This window comes from Brevibacillus borstelensis (genome assembly GCF_036700025.1).
Taxonomy (GTDB): domain Bacteria; phylum Bacillota; class Bacilli; order Brevibacillales; family Brevibacillaceae; genus Brevibacillus; species Brevibacillus borstelensis.
This window is the reverse complement of record NZ_CP144922.1, coordinates 175,001-186,701: the sequence shown is the minus strand read 5'-3', so window position 1 is coordinate 186,701 and position 11,701 is coordinate 175,001. Positions and strand designations below refer to the sequence as shown.

13 protein-coding genes and 12 tRNA genes are annotated in these 11,701 nt (G+C 51.8%); 17 read left to right on the top strand and 8 right to left on the bottom strand.

Translation table 11 applies throughout. The annotated features are described in order from the left end of the window. Positions 1-8: 8 nt before the first annotated feature. The 6 genes from nagE to V5G20_RS01015 all read right to left on the bottom strand — a co-directional run bounded on the left by nagE (position 9) and on the right by V5G20_RS01015 (position 5,961). Positions 9-1,448: an N-acetylglucosamine-specific PTS transporter subunit IIBC gene (gene nagE, locus V5G20_RS01040; RefSeq protein ID WP_003392719.1), complete on the bottom strand. Its 1,440-nt coding sequence runs from the start codon at positions 1,446-1,448 to the stop codon at positions 9-11. Positions 1,449-1,626: 178 nt separating this feature from the next. Continuing rightward, positions 1,627-3,345, bottom strand: coding sequence for a phosphoenolpyruvate--protein phosphotransferase (gene ptsP / locus V5G20_RS01035; RefSeq protein WP_338463013.1), 1,719 nt, complete (start codon positions 3,343-3,345; stop codon positions 1,627-1,629). Positions 3,346-3,371: 26 nt separating this feature from the next. Continuing rightward, positions 3,372-3,635, bottom strand: a complete 264-nt coding sequence (locus V5G20_RS01030; RefSeq protein ID WP_338463011.1) for an HPr family phosphocarrier protein — start codon at positions 3,633-3,635, stop codon at positions 3,372-3,374. Continuing rightward, on the bottom strand, positions 3,632-4,141 hold the full coding sequence (locus V5G20_RS01025; RefSeq protein WP_003392724.1) for a PTS sugar transporter subunit IIA: 510 nt from the start codon (positions 4,139-4,141) through the stop codon (positions 3,632-3,634). The genes V5G20_RS01030 and V5G20_RS01025 overlap by 4 nt, the downstream gene beginning before the upstream one ends. A 155-nt stretch (positions 4,142-4,296) precedes the next feature. Further along, positions 4,297-5,160, bottom strand: coding sequence for a glucose PTS transporter transcription antiterminator GlcT (gene glcT, locus V5G20_RS01020; RefSeq protein ID WP_338463448.1), 864 nt, complete (start codon positions 5,158-5,160; stop codon positions 4,297-4,299). Positions 5,161-5,460: 300 nt separating this feature from the next. Next, positions 5,461-5,961, bottom strand: coding sequence for a ribonuclease H-like YkuK family protein (locus tag V5G20_RS01015; protein ID WP_024985348.1), 501 nt, complete (start codon positions 5,959-5,961; stop codon positions 5,461-5,463). A gap of 137 nt (positions 5,962-6,098) precedes the next feature. Here V5G20_RS01015 and V5G20_RS01010 point away from each other — a divergent pair, with 137 nt between their 5' ends. After that, positions 6,099-6,698, top strand: coding sequence for a nitroreductase family protein (locus tag V5G20_RS01010; protein WP_338463007.1), 600 nt, complete (start codon positions 6,099-6,101; stop codon positions 6,696-6,698). 41 nt (positions 6,699-6,739) lie between these two features. Then, positions 6,740-7,192 (top strand): tRNA adenosine(34) deaminase TadA, encoded by a 453-nt coding sequence (gene tadA, locus V5G20_RS01005; protein ID WP_031933560.1) that lies wholly within the window; start codon positions 6,740-6,742, stop codon positions 7,190-7,192. On the opposite strand, the gene V5G20_RS01000 is transcribed toward tadA, so the two are convergent. Beyond that, positions 7,183-7,923 (bottom strand): pseudouridine synthase, encoded by a 741-nt coding sequence (locus V5G20_RS01000; RefSeq protein ID WP_338463005.1) that lies wholly within the window; start codon positions 7,921-7,923, stop codon positions 7,183-7,185. The two genes, tadA and V5G20_RS01000, sit on opposite strands and share 10 nt — an antisense overlap. A 142-nt stretch (positions 7,924-8,065) precedes the next feature. On the opposite strand from V5G20_RS01000, the gene V5G20_RS00995 reads away from it, so the two are divergent. The 3 genes from V5G20_RS00995 (at position 8,066) to V5G20_RS27070 (ending at position 8,743) form a co-directional block, all read left to right on the top strand. After that, positions 8,066-8,154 (top strand) — tRNA-Ser (locus V5G20_RS00995). After that, entirely contained in the window at positions 8,130-8,465 is a 336-nt protein-coding gene (locus tag V5G20_RS00990) for a hypothetical protein (RefSeq protein ID WP_338463003.1), read from the top strand. The genes V5G20_RS00995 and V5G20_RS00990 overlap by 25 nt, the downstream gene beginning before the upstream one ends. Before the next feature lie 32 nt (positions 8,466-8,497). Continuing rightward, positions 8,498-8,743 (top strand): S-layer homology domain-containing protein, encoded by a 246-nt coding sequence (locus V5G20_RS27070; protein WP_024985345.1) that lies wholly within the window; start codon positions 8,498-8,500, stop codon positions 8,741-8,743. Between the two features lie 189 nt (positions 8,744-8,932). Here the strand turns inward: V5G20_RS27070 and V5G20_RS00985 are convergent, their stop codons facing one another. Continuing rightward, a complete protein-coding gene (locus V5G20_RS00985) occupies positions 8,933-9,172 on the bottom strand; it encodes a hypothetical protein (RefSeq protein ID WP_338463001.1) in 240 nt (79 codons plus the stop codon). Between the two features lie 136 nt (positions 9,173-9,308). Here V5G20_RS00985 and V5G20_RS00980 point away from each other — a divergent pair, with 136 nt between their 5' ends. The 12 genes from V5G20_RS00980 (at position 9,309) to V5G20_RS00925 (ending at position 11,690) form a co-directional block, all read left to right on the top strand. Further along, complete coding sequence (locus V5G20_RS00980; protein ID WP_024985344.1) at positions 9,309-10,268, top strand: helix-turn-helix transcriptional regulator; 960 nt, start codon at positions 9,309-9,311, stop codon at positions 10,266-10,268. 252 nt (positions 10,269-10,520) lie between these two features. Next, positions 10,521-10,613, top strand: a tRNA-Ser gene (locus V5G20_RS00975). Between the two features lie 4 nt (positions 10,614-10,617). Next, positions 10,618-10,694 (top strand) — tRNA-Glu (locus V5G20_RS00970). Positions 10,695-10,700: 6 nt separating this feature from the next. Then, positions 10,701-10,776 (top strand) — tRNA-Val (locus tag V5G20_RS00965). A 184-nt stretch (positions 10,777-10,960) separates the two neighbouring features. Continuing rightward, a tRNA-Met gene (locus V5G20_RS00960) sits at positions 10,961-11,037 on the top strand. 5 nt (positions 11,038-11,042) lie between these two features. Continuing rightward, positions 11,043-11,119 (top strand) — tRNA-Asp (locus V5G20_RS00955). 40 nt (positions 11,120-11,159) lie between these two features. Next, positions 11,160-11,235: transfer RNA gene (locus V5G20_RS00950), tRNA-Phe, on the top strand. Positions 11,236-11,254: 19 nt separating this feature from the next. Further along, positions 11,255-11,330 (top strand) — tRNA-Thr (locus tag V5G20_RS00945). A 7-nt stretch (positions 11,331-11,337) separates the two neighbouring features. Then, positions 11,338-11,422: transfer RNA gene (locus V5G20_RS00940), tRNA-Tyr, on the top strand. Positions 11,423-11,431: 9 nt separating this feature from the next. Then, positions 11,432-11,507 (top strand) — tRNA-Lys (locus V5G20_RS00935). 17 nt (positions 11,508-11,524) lie between these two features. Further along, positions 11,525-11,611 (top strand) — tRNA-Leu (locus V5G20_RS00930). Positions 11,612-11,614: 3 nt separating this feature from the next. Next, positions 11,615-11,690 (top strand) — tRNA-Gly (locus V5G20_RS00925). Positions 11,691-11,701 lie beyond the last annotated feature (11 nt).

Sequence of the window (11,701 nt, the reverse complement as noted above, 5' to 3'; positions counted from 1 at the left end):
CATCTGTTTTACAGTTTCTTGATTTCGTCCTTCAGCACCTCGGACTGAGTGCCAAAAACCACTTGCACGCTGCCCTGTCCCAGCTTCATGACACCGGCAGCCCCCAGATCCTTCAATCCCTTTTCATTGACGATCTTGTCATCCTTCAGCACCAGACGCAGACGTGTTATGCACGCGTCGACGCTGACTACGTTTTCCTTGCCGCCGATCAGAGAGAGAACGGCCTGGGCTTTATCATGCATGGACGTATTCCCCGCCTTTTTCTCAGTCTCTTCCTCATCATCTTCCCGTCCCGGCGTTTTCAGGTTGAATTTGACGATGATGAAGCGGAACAGGAAGTAGTAGACGACCGCAAAGGCAAGACCGATCGGGATGATCAGCCACGCGTTTGTAGAGAAGTGGAAATTGACCAGATAGTCAATGAGACCGGCCGAGAAGCCGAATCCGTGCTTGATGCCCAGAGACGTCACGATGAAACCGGAGAGTCCGGTCAAAACAGCATGCACCAGGTACAGCAATGGTGCCGCGAACATGAAAGCAAATTCAAGCGGTTCCGTGATTCCTGTGAGAAAAGAAGCGAGCGCCGCACTCATGAAAACCGAGGCGATCATTTTGCGCTTCTCTTTTTTAGCCGTATGAATAATGGCAAATGCTGCGCCGGGAAGAGCAAACATCATGATCGGAAAGAAACCGGCCATAAACATCCCGGCTGTTTTGTCACCGGCAAAATAGCGGTGCAAGTCCCCGTGAGCCACGTTGCCGGCCGCATCGGTAAACGAGCCGATCTGGAACCAGGCAATCGCGTTGAGTACGTGATGCAGGCCAAACGGGATAAGCAGGCGGTTGAAGAACATGAAGATTCCGGACCCGATCGCACCCAGACTGACCACCCAGTTTCCAAACATATCGAGAACGTTCTGGATCGGAGCCCAGATCATCCCGAGAACGAGGCCGATCACGACCATGCTGAGCGAGGTGATGATTGGCACAAAGCGTTTGCCGCTGAAAAACCCGAGCCAATCCGGCATCTTGATGTCGTGATACCTGTTGTAGAAGAATGCCGCAATCGCACCGGCCAAAATACCGCCGAGAACGCCCATTTTCAGCACGACGTTATCGTCGATGAAAGGCATCGCAGCCGGCACTTTAGCCAAAATGCCGACCAGCACCTGATAGGCCATGACCGCCGCCAATGCCGCGACCGCATCGCCTGCCAGACCGATGGCGACACCCACAGCGAATATCAGGGCCAGGTTGTCGAGGATGGCCAAACCTCCCGCATGGAGAAACGGAGCTACGTATTGATTGAGGAAGCCTCCCACCGTCGCACCGAGCGGAATGTTCTTCTCGTAGTCGAGAAGCCCGAAGGAAACCAGAAGTGCGGCCGCCGGCAATGCCGCGACTGGGAGCATGAGCGCTTTCCCAATCCGTTGCAGAAAAGCTAGCATAATAATACCTCCTTGTTGAATGTTGTATATCAGAAAGCCGTTCTCCGGTGAGAAAGTGATAATGGATGGACAAAAGCAGGGCGTACCGGAGAATCGGACTGCCTGACGAGACGAAAAAGACAGCTGCAGGAACATGCATATGACTGCAAGCGCTTACAAGAGGCAGGGACAAAACAGGTTATTCTGTTTTGTCGCGTAGATAGGAGTAGACCTCCTCTGTGCTGGAAAGCGAGAGTACGTGCCGTGCTACCTGTTTAGCCTGATCCATCGTGGTGCTGCGGATGCGCGCCTTTACCTTCGGCATGACGGCTGCTGCTCCGCTAAACTCATTCAGCCCCATTCCCAACAACAGCTCGGTTGCCAGCGGATCACTGGCCATTTCCCCGCAAAGCCCGGTCCAGATCCCTGCCCGGTGGGAGGCGTTGATGACGTGTGAGATCAGTCTCAGAACCGCCGGATGGTAGTAGCTGTACAGGTGGGCGATGTTCTCATTCATGCGGTCTACAGCCAGTGTGTATTGAACAAGATCATTGGTTCCGATACTGAAAAACTGCACCTCTTTGGCAAAGGCGTCCGCCTGAAGGCAAGCGCCGGGAATTTCCATCATCATCCCGATGGCGATCTCCTCGTCAAACGGGGTTCCGCTCGTCCGCAGTTCTGCTTTGACCTCCTCCAGGAGCCGCTTGGCTTCGCGAAGCTGTTCCAGATGAGAAATCATCGGGAACATGATCAGGAGGCGGCCGTACGCGCTCGCCCGAAGCAAGGCTCTTAGCTGGGTGCGGAACAGCTCCGGCCGAGCAAGCGAGATGCGGATAGCCCGGAAACCGAGAAAAGGATTGTCCTCCCGGGGCAGAGCCAGTGCAGGCAGATGTTTGTCTCCCCCTACATCCAGCGTCCGAATAATGACAGGCTTTCCTTGAAACGCGGAGACCACGCGCTGATAAGCGGTAAATTGCTCTTCTTCATCCGGCAGATTGGACCGGTCCATAAACAGGAACTCGGAGCGGAACAGTCCGACACCATCGAGACCGGACGCGACCAGTGCCTCTGTTTCCTCGGGAACCGCCATGTTGGCCACGACATGCACGCGATGACCGTCCAGTGTGACAGCCGGCAAATCCTTCAATGCCTCCAGCGTTTCCCGGTCGGCCGCTTCCTGTTCCGCCCTTTCCCGGAAAGAGGCGAGCTGTCCCTCATCGGGATCGAGAAACAACTCCCCTGTAGCGCCGTCGAGAATCATCAGCTTGCCTGTTTCCGCAGCAGTCAAAAATGCCTCTCCGCCGCCCATTACGGCAGGAATGCCAAGCGAGCGGGCCAGGATCGCGGCGTGAGAAGTGGGGCCGCCTTTTGCAGTGGCGATGCCTTTGACATGGCTGAGCGGGAGCTGAAGCGTTTCCGAAGGGGTGACATCCTCGGCAACCAGGATGAACGGTTCTTCAGGATAACCGATGGAATGGCTGTCACCGCCCGACAAGTTTTTCAGCAGGCGGCGGCTGACGTCGCGAATGTCATCCGCCCGTTCTTTCATATAGTCGTTGTCCATGCCCTCAAACAAAGCGACAAACTCCCCGGCGACCTGCTGGACTGCGGCCTGGGCCGAACAGAGTTGGTTCTCGATGCGGGCTTTCATTTCGCCTGTAAATGATGGATCATCCAAGAAGGCGATATGGGCAGACAGGATTTCCGCCTTCTCAGGCCCCAGCTGATCCAACGCTTTTTCCTTCAGTTGGGATAGCTGTTCTTTGGCCAGCTCGATACTTTGCTCCAGGCATTGCCATTCTTCCGTTTTGCGGCTGGGATCAATCTTTTCATCGTTTGCCGCGACCGCAGGCTGGGCCGTCAGTCTGGCGATTGGAGCTATCGCGATGCCGGCCGAGACCGGGATTCCTTTAAACATACTGGTTCACCGTCCTGGCTCATCAATTAGCTTTCGAATTGCTTGTCGAACAGTTCCTTGAGCGCGGCAGCGGCTTGCTCTTCGTCCGCACCTTCGATTTCAAATGTCAGCCAGTCTCCCAGGGAAGCACCCAACGTCATGATGCCGAGAATGCTTTTCCCGTCCGCCTTCTTTTGATCTTTGATCACCGTGACTTTGGATTGAAACTGTCCTGCGTTGTTGACCAAGAGGGCTGCAGGACGAGCGTGCAGGCCACCCGCGGCTGTGACATGTACGTCAAAACGAATCATGATGCTCCTCCTTTGACGATCACCTGCATGAGAGGCTCCTGGCCTGCCCGCACGCTACCGGTTGACACGACTTTTTTCTCGGCGACCAGATCGCCGTTGGTAATCACGACCGGAGTAACGATCGGGCAGCCCGCTTTCTGGAGGACATCCAGGTCAAAGCTGATCAGCTTGTCGCCCGGTTTTACCTGATCTCCGGCTTTGACATGGGGAGTAAATCCCTCTCCTTTCAGCTTGACGGTATCGATGCCGATATGAAGCAAAATTTCCAAGCCGCTTTCGCTTGTCAGCGCGATGGCATGATGAGTCGGGAACAAGTGAGTGACACTTCCTGCCAAAGGCGATACCAACACGCCTTCAGTCGGAATAATGGCTGCACCGTCACCCACCACCTTCTGGGCAAAAACGGGATCGGGCACTTCGGTCAAAGCAACGACCTCGCCAGTCAAGGGGGCCAGTAGCGTCACTTCCTGCTGCTGTTTTTTACGAGAGAACAAACCGCGTAACATAAGCTCCTCCTTTTGCGTCTGAGAGTACGAAAAAAGGCATGAGTCGGGAAACATACGGCATCCTTACTATGCCGTACGATATCACCGCTCATGCCTAGTCGAACTAGTAACACGCTGGTTTTTCATGCTATTTTGCTTTTCTTAAAGACGAAGGCTTATTCGGTCGGCTGATTGGTCAGCCGGAATACATGCATGGCCATGTACCCCACTTCGTCATCCGGCACGGGGGAATCCAACCGGGAAGCAATGTGCCGGGCCAGCTCTTCCGCCAGCTGGTAGGAATCGGGAATGGTGGCTTTAACCCGATCCAGCAGGGGATTTTGAATGGACTTTTGCTGGCGGATGCGTTCACAGGCATAACGAAGATGCGTGATCAAGCGGACGTAATCGACTGTATTTCGCTCGATTGTTTTTCCCGTGCGCTCTTCAATGATGCCGACGAGCTCCGTAATCAGATTGGTAAACTGGACGGCTTTATTAACCGGCATATAGCTGATCGCAGAGTGAATGTGCAAGGCTAGAAAGCCGATCTCACTCTCGGGAATATCCAGCGAGAAGGAGGATTTGATCATGTCGGCAGCCCTTTTGGCCAGCGCAAACTCTTTGCTGTAAAGCGTTTGGATTTCAAATAAAAACGGGTTGACGATTTCCATGCCGTTGCGCAGGCGGTAGATGGCAAACTGGATGTGGTCGGGCAAGGCGACATGGATATGCTCATTCAACTTCGGAGTAATTTCCTTGGCGATCAGCGCGATGATTTCTTCGGCAATGCCGACGACAGCCGGGTCTACCTGGCTCAGCACCGTTTGGTATTGCTGCTGGTGACTCTCATTTTCCAACCGGAAGCGTTTTTCCACACGTGCGTCATGGGGAAGAATGGTGTTCCCGGGTTTGGCGCCAAAGCCGATCCCTTTGCCGAACAAGACAATTTCCTGTCTGGATACAGGCTCTTCGGCAAGCACGACGTTATGATTCAAAACGCGCGTGATTGTATGAGGTTTTTCCTGTTCACGGGTCAACATCCACCACCTACCTTATAAGACAAAAAAGAGCCGAAAAAACCTTTTTGTGTAAAAAAGATCTTCTCGGCTCATGCCTGCATGACCAGTAACACGCCTTTTGAAAACGCTTCAATTAATCATTATCATAATGCACGAAAAAACGAATGTCAATTCATTTGCAAATGCGCTCCGGGAAAGGAGCCGCGGCAGGAATGAATGGGCGGATAAACGAATATGTCAAACAGGGAGGGCCTCATTCTTTCCGTAAAAAAAGCGGAACGCATCAGAGCGAACCGCATGGAGATTGAGTAGCTCATCCTACTTGGTAAACTTGTCGGCAATCGTTGAGGCGCAAAACGAGTACGGCTTGATTTCGGCCCGGAAGTGATTGGTTTCCGCTAGGCTTAGCAGTTGTTGGATAAACTTTCGGGTAGGGCCGTTTTTTCCAATGTCAAAATGGAGGCGAATCGGTAAGTCGATTTCGTGCTCACGCAAGTATTGGCGCAGCTCGGAGGCGAGGTTTACCGCGTACATCGCTTCCTGAAAAATGCGCTGCTGCAGTGACGTATACCGTCGCTCCTGAAATTTGTGGTAAAAAAACATGCCGCCGCGCCCTTGTTGAATCAGCGTAATGACAATCGCAAAAAACGTCCCCCGGCTGCGCAACTGGGAGTCCGCTCCGACAATCAATTCGTAGGTTCCGCTATTTGTGGATACGGTTTGCTCGATGTTGGAAAACACGTCAGCCTTGTCCAGAAGCCCCCGCGATGGACTGTGAAATCGGTCAAACAGAACGGGGCTTTCATAGGTTAATCCCACTCACATCCCCCCTCGGTAGAGGTATGATTACATTCGTTCGCTTACACTGTTAATGTATGTAATCATGCGGAGAGTATGTGAGTGAGGAAGACCAAACTGTCATGGATCATCAAAAATAAAGTATGGAGGGACAGAAAATGACGAAATCTCATTTCCCTGAGGTCGCCGACAACCGAAGTGCGGCGTATGAAATTGACCCTGTTTTCCTTAACAGATGGTCTCCGCGGTCTTTCAAGGAAGATCAGGTGCCGGATGACGTTTTGTTCAGCCTGTTTGAAGCAGCGCGCTGGGCGCCGTCCGCGAGCAATGAGCAGCCGTGGCGATTTATCGTTGCCCGGACAGCGGAAGACAAACAGCGGTTTTATCCGTTCATCGCCGAAGGGAATCGCATCTGGTGCGAAAAGGCTCCTGTATTGGCTTTGATTCTGTCCAAGACTGTAAGCGGACGGGGTACTTTCAATCGCGCCCATGCTTTCGATGCGGGAGCAGCCTGGGGTTATCTGGCGCTGCAAGCAACCAAACTAGGCCTGATCACCCATGCCATGGGCGGCTTTGACCCGGAAAAAGCGAAAGAGGTACTGGGAGTTCCGGATGACTACGAGCTTCATGCCGTGATCGCCATCGGGTATCAGGGGGAAAAAGAAGCGCTGCCTGAGCAGCTGCAGGAGCGGGAAAAGCCGTCTGGCCGCCGGGAACTGTCGCAAACCGTATTTGAAGGAGTATTTGAAGAAAAGTGAATAAAGAGCAAAGCATACACGAAGGCGATCATGAAAAATACATGAGAGCCGCAATGCAAGAAGCGGAGAAAGCGGCAGCACTGGGAGAGGTGCCAATCGGGGCGGTCATCGTCCGGGATGGAGAAATTGTCGGACGGGGCTTTAATTTGCGCGAGACCAAAAAGGACCCGACACTTCACGCTGAGATGATCGCGATCCGGGAGGCGAGTGCCCGCTTGGGAGGATGGCGGCTTATCGGATGTACGCTGTACGTCACGCTGGAGCCGTGCCCGATGTGTGCGGGAGCGATTGTCCAAAGCCGGATCGAGCAGGTCGTATACGGAGCAAGGGACCCCAAAGCGGGCTGCGCGGGGACGTTGATGAACCTCCTCGACGAGCAAAGGTTCAACCATCAGGTGCCTGTTATTGAAGGAGTGCTGGCCGAGGAGTGCGGCCAAATGCTCAAGAGCTTTTTCCGTGGATTGCGCAAAAAAAGGGGGCTCCCTCAGGATTGAGCGGGCCCCTCTTTTTGTGTATAGGCTTTCAGGAATTCCATTTCCTCATCGGTTAATTCGCGGTACTCGCCTGGCTTGAGTGATTCATCCAGCCGGATGGGGCCCATGCGAATGCGCTGCAGGTAAATAACCTCCAGGTCAAAGGCGGCAAACATCCGTTTCACCTGATGGAATTTTCCCTCCATGATCGTGACGCGGATTTCGGAAATTTCCCCGGAGGAGAGCACCTCCAGCTTGGCGGGAAGGGTCGTAAAATCCTCCAGCTCTACACCGCGGGCGAATTCCTGGACATGGGTCTCGGTCACACGTCCTTGGATGCGGGCAAAGTACTCCTTGTCCACCTTCTTTTTCGGCGAGAGCAGATTATGAGAGAGCTGCCCGTCGTTGGTAAGCAGCAGCAAGCCTTCCGTATCGATGTCCAGACGGCCTACCGGGAAAACCTTGATCGCCCATTCATAAGGAAGCAGATCGACAACCGTCTCATGCAGATTGTCTTCCGTTGCGGAGACGACGCCTGGCGGCTTGTTCAGCATGATGTAGAGCCAACGCTTGTAGTTGATGGGTTCGCCGTCTACGATGATCTCCTGTTCCTCCGGTACGACATGCATGCCGGGATCGGTCGCAACGGTGCCGTCGACGACAACGAGCTTTTGTTTCACCAATTGCTTGACTTCCTTGCGGGTACCAATGCCCATGTTGGCCAGTACCTTATCTAAACGTTCTCGCTTCATGCGAATTCCCCGTTTCTGTTCGTGATCAACTGTGCTTTTCTTATATTGGCCCAATGACCTCAGCAAATCAAGGGGTGCCAATGATTTACTCTTGCACATCAAAAAAATTTCTGCTATATTTATTTTTGTTTCCTGACATAGTGGAGAGATACCCAAGTGGTCATAAGGGGACGCACTCGAAATGCGTTAGGCGTCGTGAGGCGTGCGTGGGTTCGAATCCCACTCTCTCCGCCTTAAAAAAGAATTCGAATCGAATCGATGGATCGAATTGTATAGACGAAAGCATAAAATGGTCGCAATGGCTGTTTTATGCTTTTTTATTAGTAAAACGGCTTGATCTGAAAAGAGTCAGTAAATATTTGGGAATTGTTACAAAACGCGGCGGAGACCGTGATAAAGACCGCGATAATGGCCGTGATAAAACGGATGAAGGTCACTTCGGCTTCTTCACGGGTAGCAACTCCGGTCAAACGGAAGTAAAGCCTAGCGAGCCAACCAGCCCGACCAAGGGTGAAGTAACTGGCGACCGCACAGGCTACTGAAAGGCTTTCCAATCGGAAAATTCGACCCAGCCATGGATGTTTCGGCAGATCACTGGGCTACACAGATCATCGCTGCGGTAAGCAAAGCAGGTTTGATGACGGGGTACCCAGATGGTACATTCCATCCTGAAAAGACCTTGACGCGAGCAGAAACGGTTACTATCATCAATCGCTTGGTGAACGGTACACAATTAAGCGCCGTAAGTGGACAAAGCTGGCCAGATGTACCTCCAACTCATTGGGCATACAAGGATATTGAAGCAGCAACCAAAAAGTAACATACTCAGAAACAAACACGAAAAGACCGGAGTGCATATTCATTATGCCCCGGTCTTTTTCTATGTCCATATATCAGGCCTTTTGTTCAACCTCGACCAATCCCAATATCCAGTCACTATGAGTCGTCATGGGCTGTTTATTTCAATCAGCGGAGCACACGAAGGGCGATTATTAGCCCGTCGATCCGGTTAGTACAAGTCAAACATATTGACGTCATGTCCAAGCAGCTTCAGATAAGTAAATAGCTGACTGCGATGGTGTTGTGCGTGAGTTGCAATTTCAACCAGCTCCCTTAATGTCCTCATCTGATCAGTTGGCTTGTACTCCCATTGATCTTGTTCGATGCGGCGGATGAGATTTGAAGTCGTTCTGACGATCAGCTCCAATTCCTCGAATAACAGTCCCTTGATCTCGTTCACTGCGTTCATTTTTCTTCCTCCCATCGGTAATCGTACTTTTACCTCAATGTCTATGTCTGAAAAAGTTCGCTATAGGAGGAAGTGTAACGTATAATAGTGACAGGTTTTGTCATCATTATCATTTTATTTTGTTCAGGAGGACAGCATGCCCAAATCCAAACGGCTCATGGAACTGATGATGACGGTTAACCGCAAACGCAAGTTTACTGTCAAGGAGCTGGCCGATCAGTTTGAGGTATCTACGCGGACGATCTTGCGAGACCTTCAGGAGCTTAGCGAACTGGGTGTCCCGCTGTACTCTGAGGTAGGACCGCATGGCGGCTATCAGGTGCTAAGCGAGCGGGTGCTTCCACCGATTGCATTTAAGGAGGATGAAGCAGTCGCCATGTTTTTTGCCAGTCATGCGCTGCGTCATTATTCCTCTCTTCCTTTTGAAACACAAGCGGCTTCCGCCTTGAACAAATTTTATTTGTACATGCCCGGGGATGTACGAGATCGAATCGACCAGATGAAAAACCGCGTCGACATAGTGGCTCCTACCCGGCAAAAGCCGGTCCGGCATCTGTCTATTCTGTTGGACGGAGCCATTTGGCAAAAAGTGATTAGCATCGACTACGAATCTCGGGAAGGCGGATCTATTCGTCATATTCAGCCAGTGGGAATATATGCACGAAACGGCTACTGGTATTGTCCGGCGTACTGCTTTTTGCGGGAGGATTTTCGCTTGTTCCGAGGAGATCGCATCCGCTCAGCGGAATACAGTTCGTCAGATGTGGCACCATTAGATTTAAAGCATGTGCATCTGGGGAATTGGGAGGAATTTACCCGGAAAAAGATCGAATGGACACGGATGTATGTGGTTTTGAGCAAAGAAGGTGTTCAGAGGTGTGAGGCGGAGCTGTGGAAAGTGCCAAACCTGCACATAGCTGAAGACGGCTCCGGCACGATTGACGGGATGATTCCTACGAGTGAAATCTCCTTTTTTGCCGATTTCTTTCTCGGATTAGGCAGGAATGCTGTAGTGAAAGAACCGGTAATAATGGTACAGCTAATAAGAGAGAGGCTTCAGGAGATGATAGAGATGTACGATTCCGATATTCAATAGGGTTAAAAATTAAGCAAATCAAAGGGCAGTCAAGTTTTCTTGGATTACCAGCTTTTTTATCTTGCTTTGTAGGTTTTCAATTTGTATAATAATAGAGTTGACGTTCACATGAGCTACAAACTTTAAACTTCTTTTAAAAAATCTATTGATTTCTGATAAAGAGTGTGCTAACATAGGAATTCCGTGAGGGGTTAAAAGTTCAAAGCGAATGCAAACCTTATCTCGGATTTACAATCTATTTTGATTCTATATGGATGGATGTCCGAGTGGCCGAAGGAGCACGATTGGAAATCGTGTAGACGGGGATGACTCGTCTCGTGGGTTCAAATCCCACTCCATCCGCCATCATGGCCCGTTGGTGAAGTGGTTTAACACAGCAGCCTTTCACGCTGTCATTCAGGGGTTCGAATCCCCTACGGGTCACCATAATTTGGAGGCTTAGCTCAGCTGGGAGAGCATCTGCCTTACAAGCAGAGGGTCGGCGGTTCGATCCCGTCAGCCTCCACCATATGCTTTATTCGTAGCTATCGGTAACGGGATCTCACCGTTCCGGTTCACCCTCGAAGAAGCGCAAAGGAGTATTGCTCGGGCACTTCAGATCTTGCTCGCATGTGAAGAGTAATCGACGCAGTGTCGCAAGTGGAAGCGATCCCGTCAGCCTCCACCATTTATATAAAATATATAAAAATCGTCGCGGGATGGAGCAGTCTGGCAGCTCGTCGGGCTCATAACCCGAAGGTCGCAGGTTCAAATCCTGCTCCCGCAACCAAATATGGAGCTGTGGTGAAGTTGGAGTTCACGCCGGTCTGTCACACCGGAGGTCGCGGGTTCGAGTCCCGTCAGCTCCGCCATTTATCCCTTGAGGATAGCGTTTGCGGATTAACATTATTCGGCTCGGTAGCTCAGTCGGTAGAGCAGAGGACTGAAAATCCTCGTGTCGGCGGTTCGATTCCGTCCCGAGCCACCATTATGAAATACAACACCATGCCGGTGTAGCTCAATTGGTAGAGCACCTGACTTGTAATCAGGGGGTTGTGGGTTCAAGTCCTATCGCCGGCACCACTTTTTTGGGGAGATAGCGAAGAGGCTAAACGCGGCAGACTGTAAATCTGCTCCCTATGGGTTCGGCGGTTCGAATCCGTCTCTCCCCACCATTTTAGTTTGAGCCATTAGCTCAGTTGGTAGAGCATCTGACTTTTAATCAGAGGGTCGAAGGTTCGAGTCCTTCATGGCTCACCAGTTTCTTTCATTCATATGCGGTCGTGGCGGAATTGGCAGACGCGCTAGATTCAGGTTCTAGTGGTGGCAACACCGTGGAGGTTCAAGTCCTCTCGACCGCACCATATGCGGACGTAGCTCAATTGGTAGAGCGTCGCCTTGCCAAGGCGAAGGTCGCGGGTTCGAGCCCCGTCGTCCGCTCCATGATGCGTACG